Source organism: Rudanella lutea DSM 19387, from assembly GCF_000383955.1.
Lineage (GTDB): Bacteria > Bacteroidota > Bacteroidia > Cytophagales > Spirosomataceae > Rudanella > Rudanella lutea.
Genome location: NZ_KB913013.1, coordinates 1,591,929 through 1,609,547 on the forward strand (window position 1 = coordinate 1,591,929; position 17,619 = coordinate 1,609,547).

The following is a 17,619-nucleotide window of genomic DNA, read 5'->3' on the forward strand; positions in this document are numbered from 1 at the left end:
AGTAATGACTTCTATTTCAGGCTTGGGCCCACCGTTGGAATACAATCCAGCGTCCACACATCGGTAATAGCTTTCTTGGGTGCTTTAGTCAGGTCGGCCGTACAGCTACCGGTATTGCCTACCGTGAAGCTGAGAGTGCCCAACGCAGACCCATCGTAGCGAATCGGGATAAAGAAACTCTGGATACCGGTTGTCGGTGTGCTTACCGACGTAACGCCGTTGGCGAGGCTGATACCCGAGCCCGAAACCGTGACGGGGCTAAACGTACCGGCCACCGTTACGTTGACCGTAACCACCAGCACCGCCTGTCCGGGAACGCCCGCTACGGGTGCCGGAATAATCTGTGTTTTCGAACAGTCGATTGTACCAGCCGATGGCCCTACTGGTGCTACAGCCGTGAAGCTAACCGTTGCGGGGGTTGAGGTACCGCCTGCGTTTGTCGCGATGGCCGTTACCGTTTGCGGACCCGCGGGGAATGTAATTGCCGACGTTGAATAAGCACCCGTGACCGGATCAGCCGTAACCGTAACCGGACCCCCCGTTGAACCGGGGCCGCCCGTGATCGTTACCAGAGCGCCCGGTGTGGCCGTACCGCTAATGGCTGGTGTTGTGGTGGCGGTCGTGTTGTTGGCCGGGCTCAGGATGACTACCGTTGGCGGAACGGCCACCGTGAAGCTACTCACCGCGCTGCTGCAACCACCCGCCGTGCAGGCTACTGCCGTTACGCTGGCGGGCTGTCCGTTCACAAAGGTCAGGCTCGTACAGGTCCAGCTACCCGAGCCATTGGCCACCGTAATGCACGTTTGGCCGTTGGGTCCTTGTACCGTTACGCTGCTACCCGGTGTGGCCGTGCCCGAAATGGGCGGGTTGAGATTGGCAACCGTCGATCCGTTGGCGGGGCTGTTGATCACCACCGTAGCCGCAGCAATTGCCGTGACCTGAGTGGTAGCCGGAGCCGAGGTACCGGCTGCATTATTGGCTACAGCGGTCAAGGTCTGCGAACCCGGAGCGAGTGTCACGGCACAGCTCCATGAGCCACCAGCCGTAGCGGTTGTCGTGCAAAGCGTTGTTCCCGTCGACGAGGTCAGTACCACCTGGGCATTCGGTGTGGCCGTACCACTCACCGTCGCTGTTGTGGCTACGGTCGTGTTCGTAGCCGGGCTCAGAATGGCTACCGAAGGCGGGCAGGCCACGGTCGTAGCCGTCACGGGCGAAGTGGGGCTGTAGCAATCGTTGGCCGCATCGTAAAACGCTACGAAGTACGTACCGGCCGCAACCGAAGTCGGTGTGCTTACGCGGTTCGCCGTTGTCGCGGTTGCGCTTGTGTGGTACGTAATCGTCGTGTTGGCAGGCTGGTTCGTCACCGTCCGAGCGGTCAGATCAATCGTTGTGGTGGGGCAGCTATTGGTTATAACTGCCGTAGATGATAGGGTTGGCGCTACTACTCCAGCCGCTGAAGCAGCCCGCAACACGGCCCCATACACCTGCGTTGTTCCTACATCTACCGATACTAAGTTACCCACCCGAATCTGTACGGTATTGAATGGTAACGTGGTTTTGAAACCGACTATCTGCCGGCTCGCGCTCAGGAGCTCCAATGAAATCAGGTTGCCTCCGCTCGACTCCTGCTGCACCCCGTTGAGGTAGGTCGTAACCGTAACACCACCCAGTAGGTTTACACCGATCAATGACGCGTTCTGGATATCGAAGCCGGCAAAGGTACCCGCCGGATAGGTAGTCAGCTGGTCTTTCACCGCAATCGAGCCCGTAGCACCTACCCCAACCGCCAGTACGATCGAAGCGGCCGTGTTGGGGTCATTGTCAATTACATTCTGTGTGTTGCTCACCGAACAAAGTGCGCAGGCCACCCCATTGATACCGGTCAGGGTACCGTCGATAATAGCCGGGAAGGCAGGAGTTACCAGATTTGAGTTGGTGCTACAACTCAGGGCAGGCCCGGCGCAGAACCGTTGCAGCACTACGTTATACACATTGGTTGTACTCAGCAACCCTAATAGGTTGCTTACCACCAATCGAACTTCATCAAAGCTTTGGGTGGTTACGAAACCGACCGTTTGCGCTCCGCTGCCGGTCAGCACCGAGTTAACAGACAGAAGAGTACCCGACGACGAGGTTTCCCGAAGCGTACCATTCAGGTAGGTTTGAATTTGCAGCCCGGAAAGCAGGTTTACCCCGATTAACGAAGGGTTAGCGATGTTGAAACCCGCAAACGTACCCGCCGGGTAGTCGGTGATTTGATCCTGAACACTAATACTTCCCGTAGCGGCAACCCCGGCCGTCAGAATAATCTGGGCAAAATCGCTCGTGCTGCTATTGATGGCATTGTCAGCATTTTCAACGGAACATCCCACACACACGCCGGAGATTCCTGTTCTGTCGCTATTCACCGCAACTGGATAAGCCGGGTTGCTCACCGGTGTCTGCACGTTACAGTCAAGCGCAGGCCCTGCCGCGAACCGCTGAATAACGGCATGGTAAACCTGGGCCGTGAATAAGAGTCCCACCAGCGCATTGTATTCAATCTGAATTTCATCGAAGGCCGCCGTCGAAATAAACCCGAGCGTTGCCGTGCCATCGGCCCCAAGCAAACTGGTGTTAATGCCAATCAGGCCCGACACCACATCCTGTTGCTGCACCACCGACCCATTGTTCAACAACCGAATTGTTACGGTTGAAGCCAGGGTAGCGCTCAGTAATCCTTCTGTACCAATTCTGAAACCGGCAAACGTACCAACCGGATACGTATCACCGGCATCTGTGTCTCTAACACTAATGGTAGCTCGGCCACCAATTCCTGTGATTGAGACGGTTGCAAAATTTCCGGTATTGGCATCAACCAGGTTTGCCGCCCCGGTAATGCTTACAGACCTGAGTGGAATTAAGCTACTGTTATCGTCCGTCAGGGTGGTCAGGTTCGTGTACGTACCATTCACCCAGGGCGAGCGTGTGTTGGCTGGTGCCGACGCAATCTGCGCAATGGCAGGAAACACCAGGGTTACGGCAAGTAAGCTAAGCCAGACGGTTTTGAGACCCGACGGCATCAGACTATCAGAATCTCTCCGGCGAGAGTTCCATACCACCATCCCCCGTAGAAATACTTGATACAGGAGCGAGAAAAATAAAGTCGCCCCTACTCTTTCCCTAAGAGAAGCGCGCTTGTAGTTATTCCGAATGAAGGAGATGTAGTTCATAAGCCTACAGATTGGTATTGATGGGACTAAAGATTCCACTGACAATACTCACCCTCTCGGCAAAATCATAGCCACCTCCCAATCCGCTAAGCCTATCAATATTGAGCACTTAATAAATCACACTTAGTAATCATTATTTTTTTTCAGAATACATATAGATAAATAGAATGTAAAACACCGCGTTTTTTGTATTCGACAAAACATTGATAGTTGATATAACAATATCTCTACATCACAATATGTTACCGATATAAAAAATTAAAAGACAAAATTCAATACATCATCATGTATCTTCCACCTATAGTAAATACACTTAACCCGTAAAAAAAAATGTAGCATTATTTTTGATAGTGGCTCAAAAAAGGGGAAAATAGAGACGCTCCGTCGCTTAACAAATACTATACCAACCACCATATAGACAAGCACTCACAAGCAAAATCGATTACAAATAGCTGAATTACGTTTATAACTGTGCAGATTCAACTGGCATCTGATAGCTTTTATTACTCAGCCATTTATACTTACCCTTAACGTAAACCCTGCCAATATCCGCCCGAAACAATTAATTAACTCTTAAATTCTTTCGGGCACTTAAAGCAAAAAGGAGCGCTAACGACCTTGGTCGTTAGCGCTCCTTACCTAAAAAATTATACGCTGTACCTTACACCGTAATGGTCTTACCGGGTACTGCTACTGGATAGTAACCATCCGGCCCCGGCAGAAGCTTCGGCTTCGCATCCCAGGCCAACGTGTCGGGGAAGAGGTTAATGTCCGAATTCAGCGCTTCCTCCCATTTCACTTGCTTGCCCGAATAGGTCGCCATCCGACCCATGATAGAGGTCATGGTACTTTTAGCCCCGTTTTCGGCATCAGCAAATTTATACTGACCAGCTGCAATAGCCGCAAACAGCTCGTCGTGCTCAACCTGATACGGGTTGCCATCGGGCTTTTTGGGGTCATTCGGGTGGGTGTACAGAGCCTGCCCTTTGTGCGTTTTCAGGATCGTATTCTTACCAAATGAGTCAATGCGGCCTTTGGTACCGATAAACATCTCATCGACTTTGCTGTACGTTCCTTCGTAATGCCGGCATTGGCTGTTGATCACCGTACCGTCGGCATACGTGAAGTCAACTACGTGGTGGTCGAAAATCTCGCCATGTTCTTTGCTGTTGCGTACCTGACGACCACCCGTTCCCTGACACGATACCGGATAACCATTTTTCACCCAGTTAGCCACGTCGATGTTGTGAACGTGCTGTTCTACGATATGGTCGCCACAGAGCCAGTTGAAGTAATACCAGTTGCGCATTTGATACTCCAGCTCCGTTTGTTCGGGCTTACGGGGATTCATCCAGACGCCCCCGCTGATCCAATACACGCTGCCCCCGACAATATCGCCAATAGCTCCGCCGTGAATTCGTTTGATGGCCTCGCGGTAGTTTTTCTGATAATGGCGCTGTAAACCAACCACTACGTTCAGCTTCTTTTTCTTAGCTTCCTCAGCAGCGGCCAGCACCCGGCGGATACCCGGCGCATCGGTGGCTACGGGCTTCTCCATGAAGATGTGCTTGTTCTGCCGTACAGCCTCTTCGAAATGGCCCGGCCGGAAACCCGGCGGAGTGGCCAGAATAACCACATCGGCCAGAGCAATCGCCTGTTTGTAGGCATCAAGGCCGACAAACTGACGCTCCTTGGGCAGATCAACCTTAGCGGCTGCGTCGGGGCGTTGCATGAGGCCACTGTACGCTTTGTCGACACGATCCTGAAACGCATCGGCAATAGCCACAATCTTTACATTCTGCTTTGTATTCAATGCCTGCTGTGCAGCACCAGTACCCCGGCCGCCACAACCTACAAGGGCAATTTTGATGGTATCATCTACCGATGCGTGATACCCGGCGGCCCGGCTACCAAAAGGGAGTTGGCTCAATATAGCCGCTCCCGTAAAAAGTCCTGATGTTTTCAAAAAATCACGTCGGTTCGCGCCTGATTCAATTAGATTCTGGGCCATATACGTAAGGGGAGGAGATTTTTAAACAAGTTCATTACAGAAAGAGGTGAATGGAGGCATTTTACCCCAAAAAATCACACAATCTGGCAATTGCAACTTATTTATGTTCAGGCTGGACGTTACCCGGCGGATCATGGTCTTTGCACCGTCTGACGCCCGAACGTCTCAACTCAGAAATCTCCCCCAACGGCCCGCAGCAGTGCTACGGCATACTGTACTTCCTGAGCCCGCAGCTGCACCAGCGTTTGCTCGGCCGTCAGAATGGTCCGTTGAGCATCCAGCACTTCGAGGTACGTGGTCAGGCCACGCACGTACCGCTCGCGGTTGTAGCGTTCGGTCGTTCGGGCGAGGGTCAATACCTGCGTCTGTGCGGTAAGCTGCTCCCGAATGAGCGTTAGGTTGTCTACGGCCGTTTCAACTTCCCGCCCGGCTACCTGAATAGCCTGCTGGTAGGTTTGCTGGCTTGTTTGGGTTTGCTGCCGCGAAAGATTGATCAGCTCCCGATTCCGGCGACCTTCGTACAACGGCACCGACGCATTGACCCCCAGCAGATACGTGGCACTGCTCGGCGCGGGCCAGTACGGCAATTGCCCCGACAACAAGCCCCCCGACCCAACCACCGTAACCCTGGGGCGGGTAGCGGCCTGCTGCAACGTAAGCTGCGCCCCGGCAATTTGGATCTGCCGCTCGAACTGCTGCAGATCGGGCCGACGACGCGCCAGATCGGCGGTCGATACGGCACCCGGCAACGCTGGTACGGCCGCTGGTAAGTCGCCGGAGTTGAGTGTAAACGTAGCGGGTTCTTGTGCCACCAGCTGTGCCAATCCGTTGACCAGCTCAGTGCGGGCGCGTTGCAGGCTTACCAGTTGTACCCGGAGCTGAGCCACGTCGGTTTCGGCGCGTTGGGCATCCAAAATATCCGCCAAACCCACCCGAAAACGCTCGCGGGCAATGGCTACCGTCGAGTCGCGGGCCTGGATATTCCGGCGAAAAACAGCCTGCTCAGCATCGTTACCACGAATCAGAAAATACGTGCGGGCAATTTCGGCGGCCAACGTGAGCCGAAACGCCCGATAATCGGCGTCGGTAGCCTGCGCCTGTAAATCGGCGACGACCACGCCCGCCCGAATCCGCTTGAACAGATCCAGTTCGTAACTGGCGTCGACGGGCAGGAGCTGAAACGTATTGAGCTGAAACCGGGGCAGGCGGTCGGCAGCCAACGGAATGGCCACGGGTCGGTGCTCCGACAGGCTTTGCGTGGTGATGAGCGCACTGCTCCGTACGGATGGTAACAGAAACGACTGGGCAATGCGTACCCGTACACGAGCTTCTTCTAACCGGCTCAGGGCCGCCCGCAGATTGGGGCTATTGGTAAGGCCAGCCTGAATGAGGCCGTCGAGCGTAGAGTCACTAAAACGGGCAAAGCCCGTGGTGGTATAATCGGGCGTAGGGGTACCGGTTACCGAGCCCGACGGCAGGGCGGCCGGATTGGTAGCCGGTACCGGGCTGGGCTGCACGGTACCGTTCGACGCGGGTGTGAGGGTTACGGCTCCGCCCGCCGGGGTGGTTTGCGCCAGGGTTTCACCCGTGAGTAAGGCAATCAGAACAAAACTGAGGCAGTTTTTCATTAAAGACCTGTTCAAAAATAGTCGTTCCTGGTTTTTTGTTTTTAGCTTATCGTTTGGCGAATCATCTACCTATCAAGCAATTGTACGACAAACCAGAGCGGTGACCGCCCTAAACCAGTTTAACCAGGCACTTAGATTCGACATCGGCACAAGCCGATTACTCGCCTTACCGGCCTATACTTTGGTTTCTTTGGCTCCCCCACCCGACTGCCGCAAGCGTACCTTCATACCATCTTTCAGGCGGTCGTTGGGGTTGGTCACCACGCGCTCGTTACCCGTCAGGCCGCTCGTTACTTCAATAGTGGTACCATAGTCGCGGCCGAGGGTTACCGGTTGAAAACGCACTTTCATGTCAGGGTCAAGCACCACGGTCATGGGCCCCTGTGGCGTAATCTTGAGTGCATTGGCAGGTAGCAGTACGGCATTCTGCCCCTGCGAACGGGCGGCAAATTTCACCTGCGCATACAAACCTGACGGAATAGCCCGGCCCGGATTGGGAATCACCACCTCGGTGAGCAACGTACGGGTGCTGTTGTTCAGAGCGCCGGCCGTACGGACTACGGTGCCCATAAGGGTGCGGTTTTTGAGCTCAGGCACCACCACCGTGGCAGGCATACCAATTTGCACCTGCTGGTAGAAGTTCTGCGGCACATCGACAAACACCCGCAGCCGGTCGAGCTGCGCCAGCATATACATAGGCTGTGCGCTTGTGGGCGAAATGAGGTCACCGACTTCCACGGCCCGGCTTGTGATAATGCCCGGAAACGGCGCCCGGATTTCCTGCAAGCTCCGCAGGGTCTGCAACCGCTTCAGGCCAGCCTCGCTCACCTGCACAGCCGCCTGCCGGTTGTCGATGTCCTGCCGGGCAACGGCACCGGGCAGCGTTACACTTGTTACGCGGCTCAGGTTAGACTGAGCCAGTTGCAGGTCGGCGCGGGCGCGGGCAATATCCTGCTCCAGTTCGGGCACGTCGAGGGTAGCCAGCAGTTGCCCCTGCCCTACCGAAGCACCAATATCGACCAGCCTTTTCCGCACAAAACCCTGCGTACGGGCGCGGATGGGGGTTTCCATGAATGGCCGAATCTGACCGGGCAACGAAAGCCCCGCCGAATCGACACCCTGCCGGAGCGGAATAGCGTTGACCACCGGTTCGCGGCTGCGCTCGGCTTCGGCAGCGGCCTTCAGCTCCTGCTGGTTACGAATCCGGGGCATCACGCCAACCAGCACAAACAAGGCAATGAGCGCAAGGGGAATAAGCCAGAGTATAAAACGTTTCATGCGTTCGGTCTATAGTTTTTCAACCTCCACAATGGCTACCTTGTCGATAGGCCCGTAGAGGTGCGGAAATAATTCGTTGTCCGTAGAGGGTTCGTATTTGAGTTCGGCGGTCAGCTTGTCGGGATCGACATGCAGCAGTAGCCGGTCGGGTACGTTGTGGTAGTAACGGTCGAGCACACCCGCTACCTGATGGTCTTGCGAGAGGTGAATAAAGCCCTCGGTTTCCAGACTATCGGCCCGGTAAACAGCCTCGGTAGCCTGCCGCTGCCAGTCGGGCTGCGTGGTTACGTGGTAAATGAGTGTCGTCATTGGGGTTTATGGTTCGGCGCTTTCCGGGCCAGATAACTAAACACAACCGGTACAAACAGGAGCGTGGTAAACGTAGCCAGCAACAGACCGCCAATCACGGCCCGGCCCAGCGGAGCATTTTGCTCACCGCCCTCGCCCAGTCCAAGCGACATGGGCAGCATTCCGATAATCATGGCGATGGCCGTCATCAGAATCGGGCGAAGGCGCGTGCGGCCAGCTTCGAGAGCCGCTTCGTAGGCATTGCCGCTCACGGCGGGCAAATGGTCTTTGGCAAAGCTCACCATCAGAATGGAGTTAGCTGTGGCTACCCCCACCGACATGATGGCCCCCATCAGCGACGGGATACTGAACGTAGTGTGCGTCAGAAACAGCATCCAGACCATGCCGCAAAGCGCACCCGGCAGGGCCGTAATAATGATAAACGGATACCGGAACGACTGGAAGTTGACCACCATCAGCAGGTACACCAGCACGGCCGCAAACACAATGCCGATGCCCAAGCGGCTAAACGCACTCTCCATACTTTCGACCTGCCCCCGAATCTGAATCCGGTTGCCGGGCTTCAGCTGACTTTCGTATTCTTTGGCAATCTTGTTCAGCTCGTTGGCTACCGAACCCAGGTCGGTACGCTCCACGGATGCGTACACATCGTAAGCCGGCTGGGTATTTACCCGGTTGATGATGACGGGCGTGGAGGTACGTTTCATAGTCGCTACGTTACTCAACATCTGGGGCAACACGGCCTGTTCGCTCGAATTAGAGACAGTAGTCACGCCCGGCGAGAGGGGTGTCCGCATGAGCTTTTCGTAGCTATCGAGCTTGTAAGGTGGGGTTTGCACCACAATCAGGTACGGGAAGCCCGTGACGGGGTCGGCCCAGAAGTTAGGGCGCACCTGCCCCGTGCCACTGAGCGAAATATTCAGGTTGCTGGCTACCCGCTGCTCAGTCAGGCCGAACTGACTCGCCCGTTCGCGGTCGATCTCGAGGTAAAGCTCGGGCGCGTCGAGCAGTTGGTGAAGGTGGACATCTACCGCCCCCGGAATCTGACTTACGCGCTGTACAATTTCTTTGGCAATGCGGAGGTTATTGGCCCGGTCGAAGCCACTCACCTGCACGTCGATGGGCGAGGTAAGGCCGAAGTTCAGAATCTGCCCGACAATATCAGCCGCGAGGAAAAAGTACGTCACTTCGGGCATTTCGTCGCGCAGGGTTTCGCGAAGTTGCCGGATGTAGTCGTCGGTAGGCTGCGAGCGTTCGTCGGTGAGCGAAATAAGCAGTTCGGCATCGGCTGAGCCGGTGGCCGAGTTGTCGGTAAACACAAAGTTGTACCGCTCGCCCGTGAGGCCAATGTTGCTGATGACCGAGCCCACCTCAGCTTCGGGAATTATGCGCCGGACCACCGCTTCGGTTTCGGCCGCAATGCGCTCGGTTTCTTCCAGCCGCGACCCGGCCGGTGCCCGTAGGTGCAGCTTAATCTGCCCGGCATCGACCTTCGGGAAAAAGTCGCGCCCGATAAACGGCAACATAGCCGCTGTTACGCCCAATATGAGCACAAAAACGCCAAAAACGGCTTTACGGTGGTTGAGTGTCCAGGTCAGCGCCCGCATGTACCGGCTCTGAAACCGATCGAAGCCCCGATTGAAAGCCTGCAAAAAGCGGTTGCCATCCCCGCTCTCGGCCCCGTGTCCGTGGTTTTCTCCGCGCAGCATCAGGTCGGCCAGCATGGGCACCAGCGTGCGCGACAGCACGTACGAAGCCAGCATGGCGAACACCACGGCCATAGCCAGCGGCCCAAACAGAAACCGGGCGGGGCCTTCCAGAAACAGCACCGACACAAACACGATACAGATGGTGAGGGTTGCCACGAGCGTCGGTGTCGCAATCTGATGGGCTCCTTCCAGAATAGCCTGCCGGAGCGGCAAGCCCAGTTCTTCGTTGCGGTGAATGTTTTCGATAGTCACCGTTGCATCATCGACCAAAATCCCGATAGCCAGCGCCAACCCGCCGAGGGTCATAATGTTGAGGGTCTCGCCCAGCAGGTACAGAATCGACAGCGACGCCAGAATCGAGAGCGGGATCGAAACGGCCACAATGAGCGTGCTCCGCCAGCTCCCCAGAAACAGGAGAATCATGGCTGCCGTGAGCAGGGCCGCAATCAGGCCTTCTACCACTACGCCCTCAATCGACGCCCGCACGAATACCGATTGGTCGAACAGCTCAACCACCCGCAGGCCCGAAGGCGCAGCCGCCCGAACCGTGGGCAGTACCCGGTTGCGCAACTCATCCACAATCCGCGTGGTCGACGCATTACCGGTTTTTACGATACTCATGAGTACCCCCCGGCTGCCGTCCTGCTTCACAACGTTGGTTTGTACCGCCGAGCCGTCGTGCACGTTGGCAATGTCGCGCATGTGTACGGTGGTACTCCCTACCGCTTTGATAGGAATATCGTTAAGAGTCGAGATGATTTCGGGTTTGGAGTTGAGCCGCACCGCGTATTCGCGCTCAGCTAAGCGCAGGTTTCCGCTGGGCAGGGTCAGGTTTTGGGCCGACACCGCGTTGACCACCTCTTCGGGCGTAACCCCGTGCGCCAGCAGTTGTTCGGGCTCCAGATCGACTACAATCTGCCGACTTTTGCCCCCAAACGGCTGCGACAGTCGGCTGCCCGGTACGGTCGAAATCTGAGGCCGAATGCGGGTAGCCGCATAATCGGTAATCTGGGTTTCGCTCAGGCTATCCGACGACAAACCAAGTTGCAGTACCGGCACGTCGGTAGCGTTGTAGCGCACAATGAGCGGGGGCTGAGTGCCGGGCGGCATTCGGACCAGAATCGTCTGCGAAATGGCCGATACCTGCGCCAGAGCCTCCTCAATCTTGACGGTGGGCTGAAAATAGATCTTAATCACCGCCACGCCATTGTACGTCTGCGACTCAACCCGCTGAATATCACCTACGTTGTTGATGATCGAGGTTTCGGAGAAGTTGGTAATCATCTTCTCCATCTCGTTGGTCGACAGGCCGTTGTACCCCCATAGCACCGACACCACCGGAATATTGATCCGGGGAAAAATATCGGTCGGCATCTGAAGCACCGAAACGCCCCCCATAATCAGAATCAGGAGCGCCATGACGGCAATCGTGTACTTTTTTTCTAACGCTAAGCGGACGATCCACATAGTTACTATGGGTTAGATGAGCGCGTTCTGAACGTCATCTGGTAAATATTAGACGTGGGTGATGCCGGTAAAAGGCGTTGATCAGAGCCGACTTACTTAGCGAGTCGTCGATAGTACCGACGGAAGGCTCTGTGGCTGAATAGTGCCGCAAATTAGCCAAATGGTCAATACAGTAGACTATCTGATACAGAGTAAAAATTGTCTTTTTCGAGGAATCTACCCCTCCAGAGACTAATTTATCTGGATTAATCTGGCTGTTCACACGGTAACTGTATCTCTTATGTATTCACTCAGTACTGGACATTAGATGGTAGCCGTCAGACTCCGGACTTCTCTACAAAATTTTCCGACCTTGTAGTAAGTCTAACGTCCAGTGTCTGAAGTCCGAATATCCAGTACACCCGCAATAACCCCGATAGCCTCTCAGCGCCGTCTCCTTTCAGAAAATCCCGCCCGAATGAGTAGAAGACTTACCTCAAAAGACATTGAGAAAAGAGCGAAACGCTGAAAACTGCCTCACACGCTCACTGCCGAACCACAGACGGCCCACACTTTTTCACTCTTTCACTCTTTATTCATGCAATACCGAAGGCTGGGTAAAACAGATATGGATGTTTCGGTACTGGCGTTTGGTGCCTCTCCACTCGGCGATGTATTCGATACCACCGACGAGGCCGAAGGCATCCGAGCCGTACATACCGCCATCGACCGAGGCATCAATTTCTTTGATGTAGCCCCTTTTTACGGCGACACCCTCGCTGAAACGCGGCTGGGTAAGGCCCTACAAACCAAACGCTCGTCTATTTTTCTGGCAACCAAGTGCTGCCGTTACGCAAACGGGCATTTCGATTTTTCGTACGACCGCGTGCTGTCGAGCATCGACGAGTCGCTGGCCCGGCTAAAAACCGATTACGTCGACCTGTTGCAGGTGCACGACATTGAATTTGGCGACCGCGAGCAGGTCCTGAACGAGGCCATTCCGGCCGTGCTTAAAGCCAAAGAAATGGGCAAGGCGCGGTACGTGGGGTTCTCGGGCCTGCCTGTGCGCTACCTCGCCCAGATTGCCCGGCAGGTAGAGGTCGACACGGTGCTGTCGTGGGGACACTACACCCTGCTCGACGATGAGATCAACGATGAACTGGTGCCCCTGTCGGAGCAAAAAGGGTTTGGTTTGCTCAATGCAGCCCCGCTCATGCAGCGCATTCTGTCAGAAGCCCCCGTACCGGCCTGGCAGAACTCACCCCAACCCGTAAAAGACCTCCAACCCCAGCTTATCAGGCTCTGCCGCGACTATGGCGTGTCGTTGAGCGATGTGGCCCTGCGGTTCGCCATAGACCACCCGGTGATTGCCACGACCATTGTGGGCATGTCGGAGCAGCGGCAGGTCGAACAAAACGTGGCGGTTCTCGATTTCGTCATCCCCGATGGCCTGCTCGACGCGATTCACGCGCTGGTGGCGCCCGTCAAAAACTGGATGTGGTTTGAAGGTCGTCCCGAAAATAATATCCATAAACCGACCCTATAGCATGACCAAAATGAAAGCCTTAGTGCTCACCGAGCCGGGCCAAACCGAGATTTGGGAAATCGACAAACCCGCACCCGCCGAGGGCGAGGTGCTTCTTCACGTGAGCTGGGTGGGCTTCTGCGGGGGCGACCTCAACGGGTTCCGGGGGCTGTTTGAGTTGCAGGAGTACCCCAATGTGCTGGGTCATGAGGTCGGCGCTACCGTGGTCGAAACGGGGCCGGGTGTACCCGACACATTGCAGCCGGGCATGCGCGTTACCGTGAATCCGTACCAGCATTGCGGCACCTGTCTTTCGTGCCGAAAAGGGCGCACCAACGCCTGTCAGGACAACAAAACGATGGGCGTACGCCGGGCCGGGGCCATGACCCCGTACATTGTGGTGCCCTGGCAAAAATTGCATACGTCCGACAAACTCTCGTTGCAGGAACTGGCTCTGGTAGAGCCTCTTACCGTTGGTTTTCATGCAGCCGCGCGGGGCCGGGTAGCCGCATCCGATACCGTTGCCGTCATTGGTTGCGGCATTGTGGGCATGGGCGCTTTGGCCGCATCGGCCTACCGGGGGGCGCAGGTGATTGCCGTTGATATTGACGATAGCAAGCTAGCCATTGCCCGCAAAGCCGGGGCCACCCATACGGTCAACTCAGCGAAGGTCGATCTGCACGAAGCGCTCGCGGCCATTACCCACGGCGACGGCCCCGATGTGATTATCGAAGCCGTTGGCAATCCCGCCACGTACCGGGCTGCCGTGGATGAGGTGGCTTACACAGGCCGGGTGGTGTACATTGGCTATGCCAAAAAGCCGGTTGATTATCAGACCGGGACGTTTGTTCGGAAAGAGATCGAGATTCTGGGTTCGCGTAACTGTCTGGGCGAGTTCCCGGAGGTCATTGCGTATCTGGAATCGGGGCGGTTTCCGGTGCAGGAGGTCATCAGCCGGACGGTGTCGCTCGACGAAGCGGGCGCGGCCCTCGCCGAGTGGTCGGCCAACCCCGGCCCCATCACGAAAATTATGGTCTGTCTTGACTCATAAGCCCTTATGCAATCCTGCGTAACTATTGCTCTGGTCCCGGCTATTCAGGCGGGGCCCTGGATTTACTGGCACGACCTCCAAAGCGGTATGGAAAAAGCGGCCGCGCTCGGGTTCGACGCCGTTGAACTCTTCACTGAATCGACCGGGGCCGTTCCGACCGATATACTCCGGCAACTCATGGCCGACACCGGCCTGCGTATCGGGGCCGTCGGTACGGGGGCTGGCAAAGTGCTGCATGGGCTTACCCTTACAGACCCCAACGCCGAGGTGCGGGCACAAGCCGTAGCCTTTATTCAGGATATGATCGATTTTGGTGCATCGGTGCAGGCTCCGGCCATTATCGGCTCCATGCAGGGCAATGCCGGAGCGGGTGTGTCGCACACACAGGCGCTGACGTGGCTGGCCGAGGGGCTCGAAGCCCTGGGGCATCATGCCGAAAGCCGGGGGGTGACGCTCATCTACGAGCCACTGAACCGTTACGAAACCAACCTGATCAATCGGCTCGCTGATGGGGTGCAATTGCTCGAATCGCTCCGTACCCGCAACGTCCGGCTGCTGGCCGATTTGTTCCACATGAACATTGAGGAAGCTTCCTTACCCGACAGTATCCGGCAGGCTGGGGCGTGGATTGGTCACGTGCATTTTGCCGACAGCAACCGACGGCCCATCGGTGGCGGCCACACGGCCATGCCCGACATTGTGCAGGCACTCCGCGATGTTGGTTACACGCGCTTTGTGTCGGCCGAAGCCTTTCCGTGGCCCGACCCCGACACAGCCGCCCGCCAAACCATCGACTCGTACCGACGGTATTTTGGGTAGCGGGTCTGGGGTTTATTAGACTTCTCTACAGGTGTCGGACAAGTTTGCCAACCATTCTTTAAACCACCCCCCGGCCCCCTCCTTGAACTAAGGAGGGGGAGCAGAAAAGGGGCCTTCATTGGCTCCCCCTCCTGTTTTTAGGAGGGGGCTGGGGGGTGGTTGAAGTCGGTAAGCCGGCAATGGATGGTTGGTCTGCACAAACTTGTCCGACACCCCTTCTCTACAGAATGGTAGAAAGTCTAATGTCTGAAGTCCGAATGTCCAGCACCATAAACAACAAACCAAAAACAACAAAGCACAAGCGTATGCAACGTTTCTGTTTAGCCCTCGACCTTGTTGACGATGCCGACCTGATTGCCGAATACGAACGCTGGCATAGCCCCGGCGCGGGTTGGCCCGAAGTCCGGCAGAACGACCTCAACGCCGGTATTCTCGACCTGCAAATCTACCGCACTGGCACCCGGATGTTTATGATTCTGGAAACCGACGACCATTTTACCTTTGAAAAGAAGCGGGCCCTCGACGCGCAGGAGCCTAAGGTAGCCGCCTGGGAAGAGCTGATGTGGAAATTTCAGAAACCCTTACCCAACGCCAAACCGGGCGAAAAATGGGTGCTGATGGAGAAGATCTTTCAGTTTGAAAAATAAAGCCTGTTAAAATAGGGGCTCCTTAAACTCCTGGTGTTAGTAGAAACAGAGTGCCCGTGCCGTAGGTACGTAAGCAATGGACCGATATGGCGTACCTACGGCACGCGGGCGAAATTCAAACCCACCTTAGCTACCAACATGCAGCCCCCACGGGGCAAAAGCATAACTGCTAAGGGCTGATTATACTCAAATTGTGCCTTTGCGGGCCTCGTCAAGGTCGGTCTCAGTCAAAATACCCATCTGACCGAGGGTCGTCAGCGCTTCAATGGTTTCGGCCCGCTCGTCGGGCGTGTGCGTATCGGCTTCATTATCGGTGTACACCACCTGCTCAATGGCCTCCCGCAGCTGGGTTACGTTTTCGAGCGCAAACACACCATCGTGCCGGTTAGCTCTCGGTTTTTCGGTATCGGGTTGGAGGCTCCCCGGTCCATTCAATTCGTTCATAGTCAGTTAGAGTAGTTACCTATATAACCCATTTGACTTGGCATAAGTTACCGTATTTGCCCCAACGGCAAACAGGCATTATCCGGTACACGACCAACCCATTCGTTTACAGACGCTTATTCTGGAAGTCACGTAACCTACTTCGCTACTGGACTTTTTTTTTCCAGTGGCAAGGAATTAGCACGCGGATGACACGGATTAGGCCAATTTTCGCGGATTATTAAAGGAAATGGGCGTGCATCTGCCCGACCCGCGTCATCCGCGTGCTATTGATCTGATCGGCTAATTGAAATGAATTGGCACGCATTGCTGGAAAAATGTCCAGTACGGAGGTAACCTGCTCCACCCGGGCAACGGCCCCGGCTCAGCTGGAGCCCCGCACAATAAGCCGGGTAGGCAACACGACCGTTTGTACCTCGGCAACGGGGTCGGGGGCTTGTAGCTGAGCGAGCAGACAGGCAGCGGCCTGCCGACCAATTTCATCGACGGGTTGGGCCACTGTCGTGAGTCCCGGTTCGATGAGGGCCGAAATCGGGTCATCGCTGAACCCCACCACGGCCACATCCTGCGGAATGCGAAGGCCTCGCCCTTTGATTACCTGAATAGCCTCAATGGCCGTTGGGTCGTTGATGGTAAACAGGGCGTCGGGTGGTTCGGGCAGGCTGAGCAAGTGATTGACGTAAATATTGGCTTTCTCAAGGGTCAAATCATACGAGATAATCAACGACGGATCGACCGGAACCCCGTAATGCCGCAGGGCGTCGAGATACCCATTCAGGCGGCTGCGGCTATTGGGTAGCGAGTCGGGGCCGGAGAGGTGCGCAATGCGTCGGCGGCCGGTCTGCACCAGATGCTCCACCGCCTGATACGCCCCCGTGTAGTCATCAACTACTACTTTCGAGACCTCGTCGCTCTCCCAAACCCGGTTGAAAAACACCACCGGAATGCTCTTTCGGGTAAACGTGCGAAAGTGATCGAAGTTGCGGGTCTCTTTCGTATGCGACACAATGAGCCCATCGACCCGACTCGCAAACAAGGACTTCGCGTTGGTCACTTCAATTTCGTACGACTCATTGGAGTGGCAAATCACCACGTTATACCCCGCCTTGGCCAGTTCTTCCTGCGCCCCAATAATCACCTTCGGGAAAAAGAAACTAATAAACTCCGGCACCATAATCCCGATGGTGCGGGTCTGATTGGTGAGTAGCGAAATGGCCAATTGATTCCGCTGATAGTCGAGTTTTTCGGCCAGTTCGAGCACGCGCTGCCGGGTTTTCTCATTCACGTTCGGATGCGCGGTGAGCGCCCGCGACACCGTCGATTTGGAGATACCGAGCTGCCGGGCAATATCGATAATGGTTGGCTGGTGCATTTTGGATTATTCCGAAATAATAAACAATTCAAGCTCAGAAGTTACTCAAATTTCACACCTTTTTTGGGAACATTCCCAATCAGTTTTGGGAACATTCCCAAACAAATAATCAAATTTTTTCTTGCCATCGGTCAGAAGTGGGGGTAAATTAATAATAGAGCTGCTCGA

The 17,619-nt window shown here is 55.6% G+C and carries 12 protein-coding genes; 4 read left to right on the forward strand and 8 right to left on the reverse strand.

What is annotated here, in order from left to right; all coding sequences use genetic code 11:
* Positions 1–11: 11 nt before the first annotated feature.
* The 6 genes from RUDLU_RS0106650 to RUDLU_RS0106675 all read right to left on the reverse strand — a co-directional run bounded on the left by RUDLU_RS0106650 (position 12) and on the right by RUDLU_RS0106675 (position 11,614).
* Positions 12–3,212 carry a beta strand repeat-containing protein gene (locus RUDLU_RS0106650; RefSeq protein WP_157580110.1) on the reverse strand — a complete coding sequence of 1,067 codons (3,201 nt, stop codon included), beginning with the start codon at positions 3,210–3,212 and terminating at the stop codon, positions 12–14.
* A 661-nt stretch (positions 3,213–3,873) separates the two neighbouring features.
* On the reverse strand, positions 3,874–5,223 hold the full coding sequence (locus RUDLU_RS0106655) for a Gfo/Idh/MocA family protein (RefSeq protein WP_027302832.1): 1,350 nt from the start codon (positions 5,221–5,223) through the stop codon (positions 3,874–3,876).
* Between the two features lie 170 nt (positions 5,224–5,393).
* Positions 5,394–6,851, reverse strand: a complete 1,458-nt coding sequence (locus RUDLU_RS0106660; RefSeq protein WP_019987579.1) for a TolC family protein — start codon at positions 6,849–6,851, stop codon at positions 5,394–5,396.
* A 174-nt stretch (positions 6,852–7,025) separates the two neighbouring features.
* Positions 7,026–8,129 (reverse strand): efflux RND transporter periplasmic adaptor subunit, encoded by a 1,104-nt coding sequence (locus RUDLU_RS0106665; protein WP_019987580.1) that lies wholly within the window; start codon positions 8,127–8,129, stop codon positions 7,026–7,028.
* 9 nt (positions 8,130–8,138) lie between these two features.
* On the reverse strand, positions 8,139–8,438 hold the full coding sequence (locus tag RUDLU_RS0106670; protein WP_019987581.1) for a DUF952 domain-containing protein: 300 nt from the start codon (positions 8,436–8,438) through the stop codon (positions 8,139–8,141).
* Positions 8,435–11,614, reverse strand: coding sequence for an efflux RND transporter permease subunit (locus RUDLU_RS0106675; protein WP_019987582.1), 3,180 nt, complete (start codon positions 11,612–11,614; stop codon positions 8,435–8,437). Before RUDLU_RS0106675 ends, RUDLU_RS0106670 begins: the two co-directional genes overlap by 4 nt.
* 577 nt (positions 11,615–12,191) lie before the next feature.
* Between RUDLU_RS0106675 and RUDLU_RS0106680 the strand changes: the two genes are divergently transcribed.
* The 4 genes from RUDLU_RS0106680 (at position 12,192) to RUDLU_RS0106695 (ending at position 15,635) form a co-directional block, all read left to right on the forward strand.
* A complete protein-coding gene (locus RUDLU_RS0106680) occupies positions 12,192–13,139 on the forward strand; it encodes an aldo/keto reductase (protein ID WP_027302833.1) in 948 nt (315 codons plus the stop codon).
* 1 nt (position 13,140) lies between these two features.
* Positions 13,141–14,169, forward strand: coding sequence for a zinc-binding alcohol dehydrogenase family protein (locus tag RUDLU_RS0106685; protein WP_019987584.1), 1,029 nt, complete (start codon positions 13,141–13,143; stop codon positions 14,167–14,169).
* A gap of 6 nt (positions 14,170–14,175) precedes the next feature.
* The gene (locus tag RUDLU_RS0106690) at positions 14,176–14,988 is read left to right on the forward strand and encodes a sugar phosphate isomerase/epimerase family protein (RefSeq protein WP_019987585.1); all 813 of its coding nucleotides are present in this window, start codon (positions 14,176–14,178) and stop codon (positions 14,986–14,988) included.
* Between the two features lie 305 nt (positions 14,989–15,293).
* Positions 15,294–15,635: an L-rhamnose mutarotase gene (locus RUDLU_RS0106695; RefSeq protein ID WP_019987586.1), complete on the forward strand. Its 342-nt coding sequence runs from the start codon at positions 15,294–15,296 to the stop codon at positions 15,633–15,635.
* Positions 15,636–15,821: 186 nt separating this feature from the next.
* Here the strand turns inward: RUDLU_RS0106695 and RUDLU_RS0106700 are convergent, their stop codons facing one another.
* The gene (locus RUDLU_RS0106700) at positions 15,822–16,079 is read right to left on the reverse strand and encodes a hypothetical protein (protein WP_019987587.1); all 258 of its coding nucleotides are present in this window, start codon (positions 16,077–16,079) and stop codon (positions 15,822–15,824) included.
* A gap of 364 nt (positions 16,080–16,443) precedes the next feature.
* Positions 16,444–17,451, reverse strand: a complete 1,008-nt coding sequence (locus RUDLU_RS0106705; protein ID WP_019987588.1) for a LacI family DNA-binding transcriptional regulator — start codon at positions 17,449–17,451, stop codon at positions 16,444–16,446.
* Positions 17,452–17,619: the final 168 nt, after the last annotated feature.